Here is a 15,235-nt window from a genome sequence, read left to right as displayed (position 1 = left end):
TCTGAATCCCTCACTTTTATGTATTGTCTTTAGTGTACAAGAAAACCGGAAGCATTTCGCCCATTCGGACGAAATGCTTCCGGTTTTTCTTGTAAGAGGGACTTTTTCAGTGGCCTCGCTTCGCTCTGTGGGGTCTCACCTGTCCCGCTCATCCCACAGGAGTCGCACCTTTTCCTTCCGCCCCTCTGCCTAATGAGTATCTCGAAACCGCTTTAAGAAAAAGCAAACATTGATGTTAGTATGCTGATCCTCATAACAAGTCTCTCATGTTAAAAACCTTGTTATAGAGCTCTATATTCTCACAGAACAGGGATATGGAAGGCGCTCCTTCTGGGTTGAGGCTTCGTTTCTCCCCTTTTATCGAATGGGGTGGTTGGGAAGCTGCGAGACTAACTTGGTAAAAGCGGAAGCGCTTTGGTCAGCGGCGTATGGACTGGACTGAGCTGGCGGAGATAAAAGTAACACGAAGAACGAAGTGATTCGATGTTGACTTATCGGACAGAAGTGAAGGAAGTCTCAATAGCCGCTAAGCGCTGGAGCTGGGTAGTCCCCCATAAGGTTTATGAACCAAATCACGCCCTAGACTAATATAAGTGTAAGAGGTGGGAGAAGGGTAGGCGAGATCCCACATGGCTTCAGCCCGAGGAAGCTCGCCAGTTCCCCATAGGAAAGCGAGTAGCTTCCCAACTACCCCTGACTCTTATTACGGCGACGAACCCCGGTTATCTATAAATAAAGTCTTCCACAATCCTCACGTTCAGTAGAATAACTCACTAATAAAACAAACATAAATAAACAAAAAAATCGATCCAATCGATAAAATGTCAGGGACTAAACCCGACAAAAAACGAAAAAGAGCGATTTTATATGAGTAACTATTCAGTGGTTTTTATCATTGCCTCTTAGAGCACTCGTTTCTTCAAGATTGTTTATAAGCATGATCTTGATAAAAATAATTCGGCGTATCCATCCGATTTTCAAATGATTGGTGAAATACCTTCGTAGTTGCGGGGGAAACTGGTGGAATCAGCCACGTCCAATCTCCTGTCGCTTCACGTCCGCACTTTTGTTCTTTCTGATGAAAAAGCTGAAATTGCTGAGCCGCGCTGTGATGATCGACAATGCTTACTTTATCCCTTTTGAAAGAATGAAGGACAGCCTGGTTCAATTCAATGAGCGCCCGATCCTTCCATAAGGAGGAGTTCCTTCTTGTATTAAGTCCCATTCCTTCTGCAACAGCTGGAAGCATGTCGTACCTGAAATCATCCGCTAAATTTCTCGCTCCGATTTCCGTTTCCATATACCACCCATTAAAAGGAGCCGCCTTATAATGAATGCCGCCGATTTCCAGCCGCATATCTGAAATGATGGGAACGGCATACCATTTAAGCTGCAAATCCTGGAACCATTCATACTCAGGATGGCGCAGCTCAACTTCAAGGACTTTATCGCAAGGAATATCAAACCATCTAGGGGGATCATTTCCGATTTGAATAACTAGAGGAAGAATATCAAACTGCCCTTTCGAACCTTCCCACCCCAGCTTCTCGCATTCCTTCGTGAATTCGATCGAAGCCGGATCTCCGATTACACCTGTCGGCTCCTCATACCCAGCGTAACGGATCAATTGGTGGTTCCAAATGCGAACAGACTTCCCTTCCACATGAGGAGGGAAAATAGAAATAGTAGAGCGGATACGTCCCCCATTCGTCGCATAATCGATATGATAAAATACAGCGTCGCGAATATCTTCTTCCGTCAATGCCCCACGCTGGTCGATCACTTTCAGACTATCCCAAAAAAGACGGCCGATACAGCGGTTGCTATTGCGCCAGGCTGCTTTAGCTCCATACTCCAGCTCTTCATATGTATGGTCATAGCTTCCTGTCCGCTGGATTATTTCTTCTATCTCCTGGAGTCGTTCCTCGATTTGCTCTTCTTTTTCTAATTCCTTATAACATTGACGTATGAAAGACTCGGCTTCCTGCCACATCATCATTTCAATCCTCTCATCTCGTACTTTCTTACCTTATAGTACCATAATGGAACTGAAGCCAGAAAAATAATCAGCCTTATTAAGACTGATTACTAGATACTAACCTCCAAAGAAAAAATCGAAGATATTGCTGGCTTGGGACGCTTCTTTATTATAGAACTCTGAGTAGCCGCAATTTTTACAATAGACGACTGTAAACTGGTTATTCTGCACGTCGAACATTTTGGATAGACCTGAACCCGTCATCGAAACATCTTTCGAATCTGCATCGGTACTCCCGCATTTCATACACCCTTGTGCACTCATGAAAACCCCTCCTTTTATTCGTTTCATACTTGTATACGAAATAAGAGGCTTTTTTGTTTCACTTCGCTTTTCTGGCAGCCTGCTGGATGGGGTCCCATACGCTGTTATAAGGAGGAGCATAAGATAAATCGAGCTCCACGAGTTGGTCCACCGTCATGTGATGGTACAGAGCGGTCGCTAAAACATCGATACGCTTATCGACTCCTTCTTTGCCGATAATCTGCCCTCCAAGCAATTCTCTAGTCTTCTCATGGTAAAGCAGCTTCAGATTCATTTTCCCTTCTTTTGAGTAATAGCCAGCCGCATGAGTAGATTCGATCGTCACCGTTCGGTAAGGGATATGATCCTGTTCTGCTTCCTTAGCTGAAATTCCTGTTCTTCCTAGAGTAAGATCAAAGAACTTCAATATCGAAGTACCGACAACGCCATGGAAGCTTCGATGTTCATTCACCATATTCAACCCGGCTACCTGCCCCTGCTTATTAGCATGGGTCCCTAGCGGTATGTAATCATGCCTCTCTTTCACACGATGGTATTGTGTAGCACAATCTCCGGCCGCATAAATATCCATAATACTCGTTTCCATAAAGCCGTTCACTTGAATAGCATCATTGTAACTTTTATAAATTCCCGTACCCTCTAAAAACGAAGTGTTGGGGCTGACACCGACAGCTAAGAGTACATGATCAGCTGAGTACCTTGTTTTATCCGTAACTACACCCTCTACTTTGTCTGAACCTTCAAAGCCTTCCACGGATTCACCCAGTGCCAGTTTGACACCATTACGCTTTGCCTCTTCATGAATAAATCCAGCCATATCTTCATCGAAAATTTTAGCCAATTGACTTCCGCGGTCGATGATCGTTACATTCTTTCCTAGATGCACAAGGTTTTCAGCCATTTCTAATCCAATATATCCTCCCCCGATGATTACCGCTTCATTTACCTCATCATTTAAATCCTCCATAATGAGCTCTGCATCAGGAATTGTTTTCAATGATCGTATACCTTTTAAATTGCTGCCTTCCCACGGAGGAAGAATCGGATCAGCGCCTGTCGCGATAAGAAGACGATCATATCGTTCTTCGAAATCTTCTTTCTTCCCGTGGTCGTACCCATAGACTACCTTCTTCTCACAATCCACTTTTGTGACCTCATGAAGTACACGCGCATCTATTCCATGTTTACTTCGGAACGTTTCAGGATCACGAGCAATCAAATCATCACTAGATTCGACCTCTCCTCCAATTAAATAGGGCAGACCGCACTGGCCATAGGAATAAATTTCTCCCCGCTCAAGTGTGACAATCTCGTTCCCTTCACTATTCCTTACAATCTGCATAGCTGCGCTCATTCCTGCGGCGTCTCCGCCGATAATAACAAATTTCATGGTAAACACTCCTTCACATCTTCTTCTCTAGTTATACCCTAAAGAAGGTCTCATAAAAATAGTACTCCCTTTACAAAAGATAAGACCCGCGTTAATATGAATTATTAAACTATTCAAAAAAAATAAACAGAAGGGAAGGGTCTATTATGAAAGAATTCCAGCCGTCAGATGCAATCAAACGTTTGCCTGATCAATTCTTTGCAACACTTGTCAACAAACTTAATACATATCAGCAGAAGGGGCATGATTTAATCAACCTCGGACAAGGAAATCCTGATCAGCCCACACCTGATCATATTGTCAAATCACTCCAAAAGGCTGCTGAAAATCCCATCAACCACAAATACCCTCCGTTTCAAGGCTTCGATCATTTAAAAGAAGCCGTAGCTACCTTTTACAAAAGAGAATACGACGTCGATATTGATCCTTCCTCGGAAGTTTCTATCCTGTTCGGTAGTAAAGCAGGGTTAGTCGAATTAAATCAATGTTTTCTAAACCCCGGCGATATCGCCCTGGTCCCTGATCCAGGTTACCCTGATTACTGGTCAGGCGTTGCTCTGGCTGAAGGTGTTATGGAACCTATGCCTCTTCGGGAAGAGAATGGTTTCTTGCCAGACTATAATGAAATTGATCCAGATGTATTAGCAAAGGCCAAGCTTTTGTTTCTGAATTATCCTAATAACCCGACGGGAGCCGTAGCAAACCCTGAATTTTTTGAGGAAACTATTCAATTAGCTAATCAAAATGACTTTTGTGTCGTCCACGATTTCGCCTATGGCGCCATCGGTTTTGATGGTCAAAAACCGCTCAGCTTCCTGCAAATGCCAGGCGCTAAAGATGTCGGTGTCGAAATCTATACGATGTCGAAAACGTATAACATGGCAGGCTGGCGAATCGCTTTTGCTGTAGGGAATAAAAGCGTCGTCAAAGCCCTGGATGTCATACAAGATCATTATTATTGCAGCTTGTTCGGGGCCGTCCAGGATGCAGCAGCCACGGCACTTCTAGACTCGCAGCAATGTGTAGAGGATTTAAGGGCTGCCTATGAACAGAGGAGGAACTTGCTGGAAGAAGGACTGAAGGATGCAGGATATGAAACCACCCCGTGTAAAGGCTCCTTTTTCATGTGGCTGAAAGCACCGGAAGGATTTACCTCTGAGTCATTCGCAGACGCATTATTAAAAGAAACTGGACTGTTTGTCGCCCCAGGTATCGGATTCGGTACGTATGGAGAATCTTATGTAAGAATTGGCCTGAACAATTCAGAAGAGAAGCTCAAGGATGCAATTAGTCGTTTTAAACAATTCAAATCCAATCATTGAAAAAATCGCCGGAAACTCAATTCCGGCGATTTTTTTATTTAAGCTCTGCACATGTTGATATTCTAATAAGCTCCCTTATTTTGAAGACTCCGTTTTGAGAGACTGAGGAGGCTCACCGTGCTCCCACGGAAAGCGAGCAATCGCCCGCCGCCCTGACCCAATCATCAAACGCCTCGGAAATGAGTCTTCAACCATCCGGCTGTATCACTCAATAATTCTCTTATGAGTGATCAGCAACGGGGTTAATCATTATACTTAAAACGGAAATTCTCGGTGATGGTTCATTACACTGATCGTTTTGACGGTTGTAAATTTATCAATGGCCCATTCTCCGCCAAAGCGGCCTAATCCTGATTCTTTTTCACCACCGAAGGCGACATGCGCTTCATCATTTACAGATTGGTCATTGATGTGGATCATCCCTGTATTCACCTGCTTGGCTGCTTCTACTCCTCGATGGAGATCTTCAGTAAAGACTGATCCGCTTAAACCATATACTGAATCATTGGCGACAGAAATAGCTTCCTCTTCACTGGATACTTTTATAATAACAGCCACTGGCCCGAACATTTCATTCTTCGCGACCGGCATATCGTTTGTGACATTAGTAAGCACAGTTGGCTGCATTACATTTCCATCAGCTTCACCGCCGCACAGTAAGTTTGCTCCTTGATCGAGGCTCGTTTGCACATCCTCCTGGATGCGCTCTACAGCATCTTTGTTGATCAGGGGACCGACTACGGTATCTTTTTCAGATGGATCGCCTGCCTTTAAGCTTTCCACTTTTTCTTTGAATTTTTCTACAAACTGATCGTGGATTGACTCGTGGACAATGATCCGGTTCAACGACATGCAGATTTGTCCCTGGTGCAAGTATTTGCCGAAGGAAGCTGCTTCTACTGCTCTTTCAATATTTGCATCCTCCAACACTAACATTGCATTGTTACCGCCTAATTCAAGCGCGGTATCCTTAATGTGCTTCCCGGCAAGTTCTCCGATGTGACTCCCTACCTCGGTCGATCCAGTAAAAGAAATCAATTTCGCTGCAGGATGAGTGACGAACGCATCGCCGATTTCAGAACCTCTCCCTGCCACTACGTTGATGACTCCTTTTGGAAAACCAGCTTCTTCGAATAGGTCAGCTATTAACAATCCTGAAGTAGCAGGTGTTTCTGACGCGGGTTTAACCACTACTGTATTTCCCAGAGCTACAGCCGGTGCAATAGACCTGAGCGCTAAATGGAAAGGGAAGTTCCATGGACCGATCACTCCTACGACACCTTTCGGAGAACGATAGACTCTGTTCTCTTTACCTGGTGTGTTAGATGGCAAAATCTGTCCAGTCATTCTCGTAGGGAAGGATGACGACTCACGCACAATTCCAAGAGCTGCTTGAAATTCAACCTCTGCCTTCACGAGTGTACTTCCAGCTTCTTTTACCAGCCAATCAATGATCTCATCTTTTCTATCAGTTATATTTCTTAATAAAGCGTCAAAGTAAGATTGGATCTCAGCAGGCGTACGCTGGCTCCAGTCTTGTTGAGCCGCCTCTGCTGCTTGATAGGCTTTATTCAAATCTTCTTCATTAGCTGACGTTATATTAGCCAAAGGTTGGCTTGTATATGGATTAAGGTTTTCAAGTACTTTTTCACTCGAACCGTTTTTCCATTCTCCATTTATATATTGCTTCGTAAACGTTTGTGGACTCATATTTCATACCTCCATGAATGGTTTGACATTAGGGTATTTTCCACAACAATCTCGATACAAAACATTTAGTGTCCCTATCTAACGTGCATCAGCATATCCACATGAGGTATGTCATCTTCTAAATAAACATCCGTCATTTCCTCGAAACCGAATGACCGATAAAAGTTTCTCAAGTAATCCTGGGCATGAAGGGCGATAGTTTTCGCTCCTATTTCTTCTATTATAATGTGAATAGCTCTCTCCATGATTTCACGGCCCAGCCCCCTCCCTCTCGATTCCTTTTCAACTAAGACTCTGCCTATTGAATAAGAATCGCCGTCTTTTACAGGAGGTACGATTCTGCAGTAGGTTACAATCCTTCCATTTTCTTCTTTCCATATATGTAAGCAGTCATCGTCCTGCCCATCTACTTCCTGGTAATAGCAAGTTTGTTCTACGACAAAAACCTTGACTCTTTCTTGAAAAATCCTATGTAACTCATCTTTTGTCAGCTCTTCAAATGCTTTTTTGTACCACATGTTGAAACCCCGCTTCTCTTTAGATTTAAATCCCTTACACCTTACTTCGGATTTTATAGCATTTTTCTGTTTAAAACCACATTCGTGGGGAATATAAGGTTTAGCAAAAAAATTATTATATCAGAATAGGAGGCCACCACTAATGTTTCTTAAAATTCTCCCGATATCATTAAGTAAATATTTTAATATGTCCAAAAGAGTAAGAAGACAAGAGATCCAAACGACATTATGGTATATGCCTCTCGTCTATATCATTCTGGCTTTCTTTTTAGTAGCTTTCACCATAGTGATAGACATACAAATTGGAATAACGGAAATGACACCATCTGCTATACACATAGAAGCTTCAGCGACAAGAACGCTTGTCAGCACTTTGATCAGCGGAATATTGACACTCAGCGCCTTCACGCTGAACTCATTACTCGTTGTATTGACTACGTTCAGTGGACAGTTCTCTCCTCGCATGCTGCTGAATTTCGTCGCGGACAAGCAGACACAGCACGCACTCGGTATTTTTAACGGGAGTTTCGTCTATGTACTGATTACATTCCTCTTCATCGGAACTTCATCAACAGACATTTTTGTAGCTATTCCTGTAATGACGGTGTTATTAGCCTTTATTACGGCTGTTGTTTTCGTATACTTCATCAACCATGCCACAACGTGGATGCAAGTGCACAATATTACGTTCAGCATGAAAAACGTCTCTAAAGAAATCATTTATGATACATTAAGAAAAGACTTGGAAGTTCACCGAACCAGTGAACCGGGAGACCTTAAAGAAAACTACCGCCAAACGCAGCATCATGTACTTGCCAGAGATTCAGGGTACCTTCAATTAATAAATTATAATCTGATGCTCGAAGAAGCTAGAAAAGATGATATCATCATTCAACTTGAATCCCGTGTAGGAGATTATACACTAGCAGGAAATGAGCTTATCACCTACTGGGGACCCGGTTCCGATCAAATCGATGAATCCAAATATTACGAAATGGTGGAAACTGGCCATAAAGAAACAGAAGTACAGGATCTGCAAATGGGGATGCATAAGCTTGCTGAAATCGCCATAAAAGGACTCGGAAATGATGACCCTAAAACTGCTTCGAACACGATCCATCAAATGGCGGAGCTTATGCTGACGGTCGATAACTACATTACCTTCAGCCCTTACCTGAAAGATAATGAAGATCAAGTAAGAATCATATTAAAAGAAGAAACGTTTGACTATTATATATACCGCGGATTTGGGTTCATTAGACATTACGCTGCCAAAAACCATCTCATCATCACAGATATTATTGAAGCCCTGACGATGGTCGCTCAATCGATCGACCAATCGAAGCATGATGCCTTATGGGAATTCGCATGCAATACTATGGACCACATCGAAACCGAGGTCATCTACGAATTAGATAAAACTTTCTTATTACGAGCGATCCGAAACATGGCTGAAGTGACTGGCCACCAGGACGAGTATCCAAGAATAGAAGCTAAGTTTTATCCTAATGCTAATTCAAACACTTAAGTAAAGTCAGGCTGTACTCCAGCCTGACTTTTTGTAGTTTGACACCTTTTACTTAACACTTTAATATTATATATGTACATATACACATATATTGAAATAAGGAGGGAATTGTACATGGGACACCATCACCACCATCATCACGACCATACAACCGGAAATATTAAAGTAGCCTTTTTCTTAAACTTAGGCTTTACGATCATTGAACTGATCGGCGGTATCCTAACCAACAGTATGGCTATTATTTCAGATGCGTTACACGACCTTGGAGATTCTATTTCTTTAGGTCTCGCATGGTTCCTTCAAAAATTCTCGCAGAAAAAGAAAACGCAGCACTTTTCGTTTGGATTTAAACGTTTTTCCCTTTTAGCGGCGCTTATTAACAGCACCGTGCTTGTCGTGGGTTCTATCTTCATATTAACGGAAGCCATTCCGCGGCTGATGGATCCAGAGCAGCCCCATACGCTGGGGATGATGGGGCTCGCTGTGTTAGGGATCTTAGTAAATGGAGCAGCTGTGTTCCGTTTACGAGGTGGAGAATCGATGAACCAGAAGGTGATGACCTGGCATTTATTGGAGGACGTTTTAGGATGGGTCGCTGTATTTATTGTAAGTGTGATTATGACATTTGCAGACCTTCCTATTTTAGATCCCTTAGCTTCGATCGGGATTACACTTTATATTCTATATAACGTTATTGTAAACTTAATTAAAACGATGCGCCTATTCCTAGAAGCCGTACCGGAAAATATCGACCTTGAAGATATTATAAACAAAATGAATCAGCTTCCTGACGTACAGTCCACTCACCATACACATTTATGGTCACTCGATGGCGAGCATCACGCTTTCTCCACCCACGTCGTCGTACCGTCTTCTGCTGGAAAAGAAGAGGTTTATGCCATCAAGGAACAAGTCAAAGGAATCATTGATTCCATTCATCTCGACCACATCACAATAGAAATAGAATACGAAGATGAATACTGTGCTATGCATGATGAAGATGAAGGAGGCCAGCACCATGGATGATCCACTTTATTCAAAAGACTTGGACGAAGAAACGTTATTTGTCGTCACCCAAACCTTTAAAGCTTTATCCGATCCTACGCGTGTCAGGATATTAAATCTTCTTTTTGAAAAAGAATACAGCGTCAATGACATTGCCGAGAACCTGAAAATGAGGCAGTCGACTGTATCGCATCAGCTGCGCTTTTTAAAAAACCTACGGCTCGTCAAATATCGGAGAGAAGGCACGACAATGTATTACTCTCACGATGATGAGCACGTCATCAATGTGCTTCAGCAAATGATCCAGCACGCCCTTCACCATTAAGAAGTCTGAACCTGGATCCAATTTGCATATCAGTATTGTAAATTCTCAATTTCGAGACATAATGAGAATTTAGGGGCTCCGGGAAACGGATCGCTTTCCGGGGGGCGGGCGCTGAGCCTCCTCGAGCTTCGCTCTCCGGGGTCTCACCTGTCCCGCTCCTCCCCCAGGAGTCTCACCGTTTCCCTCCGCCCCTCTGCCTAATAAGTATCTAGAAACCGCTTCAAGAAAAAGCAAATATTTGCTAATTTTCATAACAAGTGTCCTATGTTAAAGATGTAAAGCGCCATCTTATCACCCGACAGCCATATAGAGGACCTCTTTCTTGATAAAAGAGTTCGTTTTTCACCTCTATCGAATGGGGGAGTTGGAAAGCTGGAGGCTCTTTATTAAAAGCAGAAGCGCTTTGGTCAGCGGCGTATGGACTGGACTGAGTTAGCGATGAAAAAGGAGAACACGAAGAACGGTGGGATTGATGTTTCCTTATCGCACAGAAGTAAACAAAGTCTCCTCTGTCGTTATGTGTTGAGAGAGCATGGATTGAAATATCTCCATTTTCTTATCCACCTTGCATAGGAAGAGACGTAAACTAAATTAAATTTGTGGGAGTACATTTTAACCGTTGCTCCAGGGTGTGATTCTCCCTCTTAAATTAAGAATTTTCTTATTAAGTGGATTTCGAGTAGCGCATATATAGTGAGGAGCGGCGGGGAATGGGGAGACTCCTGTGGGAAGAGAGTGCTTGGTGAGATCCCGCAGGACGGGACGTCCGAGGAAGCTCACCGCGCTCCCACGGAAAGCGAGTCATTCCCCGCCGCCCGTATCCTCTCAGCAAATTCCTGCTCGAAAAACGGATATAAACCTTTATAACAGTAAAAAATGCCTAACAAATTGATAAACAATTTGTTAGGCATTTTCATTACGTGTTCTATAGGAAACGGAATCCGTCAGCCCTCTTATAAATCAAGCGTTGCCGGAGTGTCACCTTCTGCATTCATTAAACGGATGCTTTCAGGATAAATTTCCAGAACGATATAATCCGGGTCGCCTTTACCTGTGAACCAGCGCTCCATTGGTTCGCTCCAAAGCCAGTCTTTCATTTTCTGGTCATCACGGATTTTGGCTTGACCTTCCACTTCCAAATAAGAATCCCCTAATCCTTCACCCTCATAACCGATCAGAATATGAACGTTAGGATTTTCCTCGATTTCGTCTGCTTTATGAGTATCCTTATTCGTCGGGGTGTAGAAGGTAAATTCATCATCATTGGAAAATGTCATGTACCGGGAATGAGGTTTACCTTTTTTTACAGTAGCCAGCGTGCCGATTTTATGTTGATCCATAATATTATAAATTTTCTTCTTCAATTCTTCTTGATTCAATGGAATTCTCCTTTCAGTATGAAAAACTTACTCTTAGTTTTCCTGCTGAAAGGTAAATATAAACATCTTTATGTGCGTTTATAAATTTTCCATCAACTTTTTAGCGATTTTCTGAAAATCATCGGGGTCAATTCCTGGCGCGAATTCTTCCGGCAGATCATCCAAGTCAGGCATAGGGGCTCCTTTAGGACTGCCATCTATAACGTGAAGCCGCTGACCTGTTTCGGGGTTCTCTCCCTTCCAGATTTTCCTGATGTCCTGATAATCGTTGTCGCTCCACGTATAGAGTACATTATTCAATCCCTGTTCCTCATATTTACGCGCGTAATCGAATTTAGAGTTGCTGAGATCCGGGACAGGGAGCATCTTTTTCACATCAACGCCTGTAATGATTTCAATCGCTTTAGCGTAAGCAAGCACATGCACCCCTCCACGAACCAGCAAATAGCCGATCATTTCTCTTGCCGTCGGGTGGTCCGTCATTTCGTATACTCTCATTTTATGCGTCCTCGCTCCAAGCTCCAGGAAGAAGTTATGCAAGAGATCAAGGACTAAGTTTCCACTGTTGAACACATTATCTCCGGTCCAAGCCCTGCCCATGGAATCACCTGCAAGAGCGGTCTGGGCGGTCGCAATAAATTGATATGTATTGCGCGCGTCCTTACCAGCTTGCAATGGAGCAATATTCGGGTCTCCCGAAAATGTAATGTTCTTGGACAGTAAGTTGATTGACGTGGCGACAAGCTCGACATGCCCTAGTTCTTCAGCTGTGATACTCGCCACTAAATCATAAAAGGGCTTTAACTTCCGCTTCCCGCGAAAATTAAAGGACTGGTACATGTAATTGTTTAATGTCGACATTTCTCCGAACTTCCCCCCAAGAAGTTCCTGAACAGCTGCTGCAGCGTTTTTATCTCCATATTCGGGCACAGGCAATTCGATCAATAACTTGTTTTTACGTTGGAACATACATTCACTCCTTTACGCTTCATTTGTCGGAAAGACCCAGATGATCTGCTGGATACGAATGAAAAAAGGCGTACCGCTATTTTCCACAACAATATGGTCAGGCATCACGTTCGTTAATTTACCTCTCACTGATCCGTGAGTCGTCTGAACAGTAACGGAAGAACCGCTTACGGATTGCAATGTTTGAACAACATAGGGATCGTACAGACTTAAAAACATGGGGTTATTCACTTTTATCACTCCTTTTCCATACTCTTTTATACATATGAAGATGCGATAGCTCTTCATTCATAAAATACGGACAACTTATTAGGAGTAGAAATTTTTTTCATCTTGGCCAAAGGACATCTCTATCACATAAAGCTTTATTAGCAAACTTATTTAACAAGCGCTTACTTTCCTGGTGAGCGCTTCTTTACGTTTTATAATCGCTGATATTGGAAAGTGTATGATCATGGGGAAAAGAACAAATAATCAAGAAGATACAGCACATGTTTTTGTAACATTTGTAACAATAATGAAATATAAGGTTTATTAAAGTAGAAATTTGTATTAAACTTGAGGAAGATGATATTGGGAGGACCACCATGCTTTACAAAATTATGAACCATAAATACAAGTTCATACTTCTAACCGTTTTATCTTTCTTGCTGGGCGGTTCCATCTTTTTTTCCAATTCCACACCTACTCGTTCAGAAAAACCGATGGACACGACACCCACGGTATTTGTGCACGGATTTAAGGGAGGTCACGGCTCATTTAATACGATGCTGGACCGGTTTGAGAACAACAATTGGGGTAAAAAACGTATGCTCGTCTACGTTACTGCTTCAGGTGACGTAAAAATTCATGGAGGAATCCCTTCAGAAACAAACCCTTTTATCCAGGTGATATTCGAAAATAACAGAGCCAGTATTGCTCAGCAGACGAACTGGATGCAGAAGATTCTGACTGATTTAAAGGAACATTTTTCTGTCGATCAGGTAAACCTTGTGGGCCACTCCATGGGAGGTTTGGCATCTGCTAATTTCCTGCTGAATAACCAGGAAGGAAATTATCCTGATGTAAAGAAGCTTGTTACGATCGGAAGCCCATTTTTAGGGATCGGTCAGGAAGATTATTTTGCCTTGAATACAGGAGAAGCCACAGTGGATCTCCAAGTGGAATCCAACGCACTCCTTACCATGCTTAACAGTAAAGATAACTTTGACGAAGATATTCAAACCTTTTCGATCGCTGGAGTCATTAACGAGGAAGATAAAAGCTCCGAGCAATGGGATGGTCTCGTCACGGCACAGAGCGCTCATGGAATCAAAGGTATTGTACCTAATAGTCATTACAAAAAAGAAACTTTCCGTGATAAAGGAGCTACTCATTCCGGCCTTCATGAACATACAGGTGTTGATCAATCTGTTGCTGAATTTTTATGGAACATTCACTAAAATGTTCAAAACCTCGCAAGCCATGTGGATTGCGAGGTTTTCGTTATATTTCTTTAAATGTCGTCATCACAACTTCACCAATCGCTGCGATCGTTTGATCTTTAAAGGCTAAAGAAACACTTCCACCATGAGGCTCTGCATAGAACCAAGACCCATCTTCCAATTGATGATACCCTAATGCTTTCAGCCTTTGGTTCAAAGCGTTAGGGACTTGAATTAGTCCCGTCTCTTTTGTGAAATAAGCGGTAGGAGAGATCTTTACGTCTTTGTCATTTGCACCAGTATATACGATGAATAAGTCTTTCTTATTCTGAGCAATCCACTGTCCTTTTGAAAAAAGTGAAATCCTCAGCTTCTCGAGCGCTGATATTCCTTCTAAATTCACTCCGAAAATATCAAGAATGACCCTCCTGATTTCTTTCGGGGAAATGCACTGTCCATAATCTTGAAGGTAAAGATCCATGACTTCCACCTTCGTCAACCTGCCTATGTAATCATCGGATACCTGTTCATTTTCTTGATTTAAAACTCTTTGAATACGCTGCTTAACCTCTTGAGAAAACATTTGCGCTTCGCTCCCCTAAATATTCTGCACTCGATTATCTAAACTTCAAAGATTTCATTTTCTTTCAGCTTTTCTAAAAGGAATTATTGCAGGATACTCCCACTCTCATCGCTGGCCTATTCGAAATCACAACTTTCGAAACCACTCGAACGCACGAACTTCGATTTGACCGACAAGGCTCTTCTTGCCTTGAATATACCTCTCTATATCATGAGGAAAATCGTGAGCCAAACGCTCTTTCAATTCACCATAAGCTGCAGCATCTTGAGGATGGCTCCTCAAGTAATCCCTGAATACTAAATGCCTTTCAATTTCAGGGTGACCCGCTTCAAATATATGAACATGACGGGAGCGTTCGTCTCCCCCTTTTTGGTAAAAACGACGGCCTTGTATACCGTTTTCCCCCAACCCTTCATAACCTGAGGCTACCATGTCCGGGGTATAATCGTCTGCTCGATTGATATTATCCAATACGGGCATGATATCGATGATCGGCTTGGCTTTCATACCTTCTATTGCCGTGCTGCCTATATGGTGAATGTCAACTAAGTGTCTCCCGAAAATTCCTTCTATAGCTGACGCTTCTTGTCTGAACTTACTTTCCCATCGCCTATCAAAAGGTCTGACTTCTACTTTTCTAATCCTGATTAACCTCCTCGCTAGGATCGCAAATCGATGCCTCAAAGTCATAATTACTCCACCATATTTCACTCCGTCAGGTATCACTATTTTCGTGCAACATTTAAAATATTCCTCGATTAATAACTACGCATACATGAA

Annotated in this window: 15 protein-coding genes; 5 read left to right on the top strand and 10 right to left on the bottom strand. The window is 42.7% G+C overall.

Going from position 1 to position 15,235, the window contains the following annotated elements; all coding sequences use genetic code 11:
• Window positions 1–919 precede the first annotated feature (919 nt).
• The 3 genes from LF817_RS10945 to LF817_RS10935 form a co-directional block, all read right to left on the bottom strand.
• The gene (locus LF817_RS10945; RefSeq protein WP_253935850.1) at window positions 920–1,996 is read right to left on the bottom strand and encodes a nitric oxide synthase oxygenase; all 1,077 of its coding nucleotides are present in this window, start codon (window positions 1,994–1,996) and stop codon (window positions 920–922) included.
• Window positions 1,997–2,095: 99 nt separating this feature from the next.
• Complete coding sequence (locus LF817_RS10940) at window positions 2,096–2,302, bottom strand: zinc ribbon domain-containing protein (protein WP_253935845.1); 207 nt, start codon at window positions 2,300–2,302, stop codon at window positions 2,096–2,098.
• A gap of 58 nt (window positions 2,303–2,360) precedes the next feature.
• Entirely contained in the window at window positions 2,361–3,692 is a 1,332-nt protein-coding gene (locus LF817_RS10935; RefSeq protein WP_253935844.1) for a CoA-disulfide reductase, read from the bottom strand.
• Between the two features lie 146 nt (window positions 3,693–3,838).
• On the opposite strand from LF817_RS10935, the gene LF817_RS10930 reads away from it, so the two are divergent.
• Complete coding sequence (locus LF817_RS10930) at window positions 3,839–5,014, top strand: pyridoxal phosphate-dependent aminotransferase (RefSeq protein WP_253935843.1); 1,176 nt, start codon at window positions 3,839–3,841, stop codon at window positions 5,012–5,014.
• Between the two features lie 255 nt (window positions 5,015–5,269).
• Here LF817_RS10930 and LF817_RS10925 read toward each other — a convergent pair whose 3' ends face one another.
• Together LF817_RS10925 and LF817_RS10920 are read right to left on the bottom strand one after the other, a co-directional pair.
• Window positions 5,270–6,724 carry an aldehyde dehydrogenase family protein gene (locus tag LF817_RS10925; RefSeq protein WP_253935842.1) on the bottom strand — a complete coding sequence of 485 codons (1,455 nt, stop codon included), beginning with the start codon at window positions 6,722–6,724 and terminating at the stop codon, window positions 5,270–5,272.
• A gap of 74 nt (window positions 6,725–6,798) precedes the next feature.
• On the bottom strand, window positions 6,799–7,242 hold the full coding sequence (locus LF817_RS10920; RefSeq protein ID WP_253935841.1) for a GNAT family N-acetyltransferase: 444 nt from the start codon (window positions 7,240–7,242) through the stop codon (window positions 6,799–6,801).
• Between the two features lie 142 nt (window positions 7,243–7,384).
• Here LF817_RS10920 and LF817_RS10915 point away from each other — a divergent pair, with 142 nt between their 5' ends.
• The 3 genes from LF817_RS10915 (at window position 7,385) to LF817_RS10905 (ending at window position 10,100) form a co-directional block, all read left to right on the top strand.
• Window positions 7,385–8,770, top strand: a complete 1,386-nt coding sequence (locus LF817_RS10915) for a DUF2254 domain-containing protein (protein WP_253935840.1) — start codon at window positions 7,385–7,387, stop codon at window positions 8,768–8,770.
• Between the two features lie 114 nt (window positions 8,771–8,884).
• The gene (locus LF817_RS10910) at window positions 8,885–9,796 is read left to right on the top strand and encodes a cation diffusion facilitator family transporter (protein ID WP_253935839.1); all 912 of its coding nucleotides are present in this window, start codon (window positions 8,885–8,887) and stop codon (window positions 9,794–9,796) included.
• Entirely contained in the window at window positions 9,789–10,100 is a 312-nt protein-coding gene (locus LF817_RS10905) for an ArsR/SmtB family transcription factor (RefSeq protein ID WP_371925038.1), read from the top strand. Before LF817_RS10910 ends, LF817_RS10905 begins: the two co-directional genes overlap by 8 nt.
• Before the next feature lie 953 nt (window positions 10,101–11,053).
• Here the strand turns inward: LF817_RS10905 and LF817_RS10900 are convergent.
• The 3 genes from LF817_RS10900 to LF817_RS10890 all read right to left on the bottom strand — a co-directional run bounded on the left by LF817_RS10900 (window position 11,054) and on the right by LF817_RS10890 (window position 12,667).
• Window positions 11,054–11,479: a pyridoxamine 5'-phosphate oxidase family protein gene (locus LF817_RS10900; RefSeq protein ID WP_253935838.1), complete on the bottom strand. Its 426-nt coding sequence runs from the start codon at window positions 11,477–11,479 to the stop codon at window positions 11,054–11,056.
• Between the two features lie 78 nt (window positions 11,480–11,557).
• On the bottom strand, window positions 11,558–12,448 hold the full coding sequence (locus LF817_RS10895) for a manganese catalase family protein (RefSeq protein ID WP_253935837.1): 891 nt from the start codon (window positions 12,446–12,448) through the stop codon (window positions 11,558–11,560).
• A 12-nt stretch (window positions 12,449–12,460) separates the two neighbouring features.
• The gene (locus tag LF817_RS10890) at window positions 12,461–12,667 is read right to left on the bottom strand and encodes a YuzF family protein (RefSeq protein WP_253935848.1); all 207 of its coding nucleotides are present in this window, start codon (window positions 12,665–12,667) and stop codon (window positions 12,461–12,463) included.
• Between the two features lie 368 nt (window positions 12,668–13,035).
• Between LF817_RS10890 and LF817_RS10885 the strand changes: the two genes are divergently transcribed.
• Window positions 13,036–13,890, top strand: a complete 855-nt coding sequence (locus LF817_RS10885; protein WP_253935836.1) for an alpha/beta fold hydrolase — start codon at window positions 13,036–13,038, stop codon at window positions 13,888–13,890.
• Window positions 13,891–13,933: 43 nt separating this feature from the next.
• Here the strand turns inward: LF817_RS10885 and LF817_RS10880 are convergent, their stop codons facing one another.
• Window positions 13,934–14,455 (bottom strand): hypothetical protein, encoded by a 522-nt coding sequence (locus tag LF817_RS10880; protein WP_253935835.1) that lies wholly within the window; start codon window positions 14,453–14,455, stop codon window positions 13,934–13,936.
• A gap of 126 nt (window positions 14,456–14,581) precedes the next feature.
• Window positions 14,582–15,145: a GrpB family protein gene (locus tag LF817_RS10875; RefSeq protein WP_253935834.1), complete on the bottom strand. Its 564-nt coding sequence runs from the start codon at window positions 15,143–15,145 to the stop codon at window positions 14,582–14,584.
• Window positions 15,146–15,235 lie beyond the last annotated feature (90 nt).

This window comes from Halobacillus sp. A1 (assembly GCF_024189295.1).
Lineage (GTDB): Bacteria > Bacillota > Bacilli > Bacillales > Halobacillaceae > Halobacillus_A.
The sequence above is the reverse complement of the archived record's forward strand: the minus strand, read 5'-3'. Positions and strand labels throughout refer to the sequence as shown.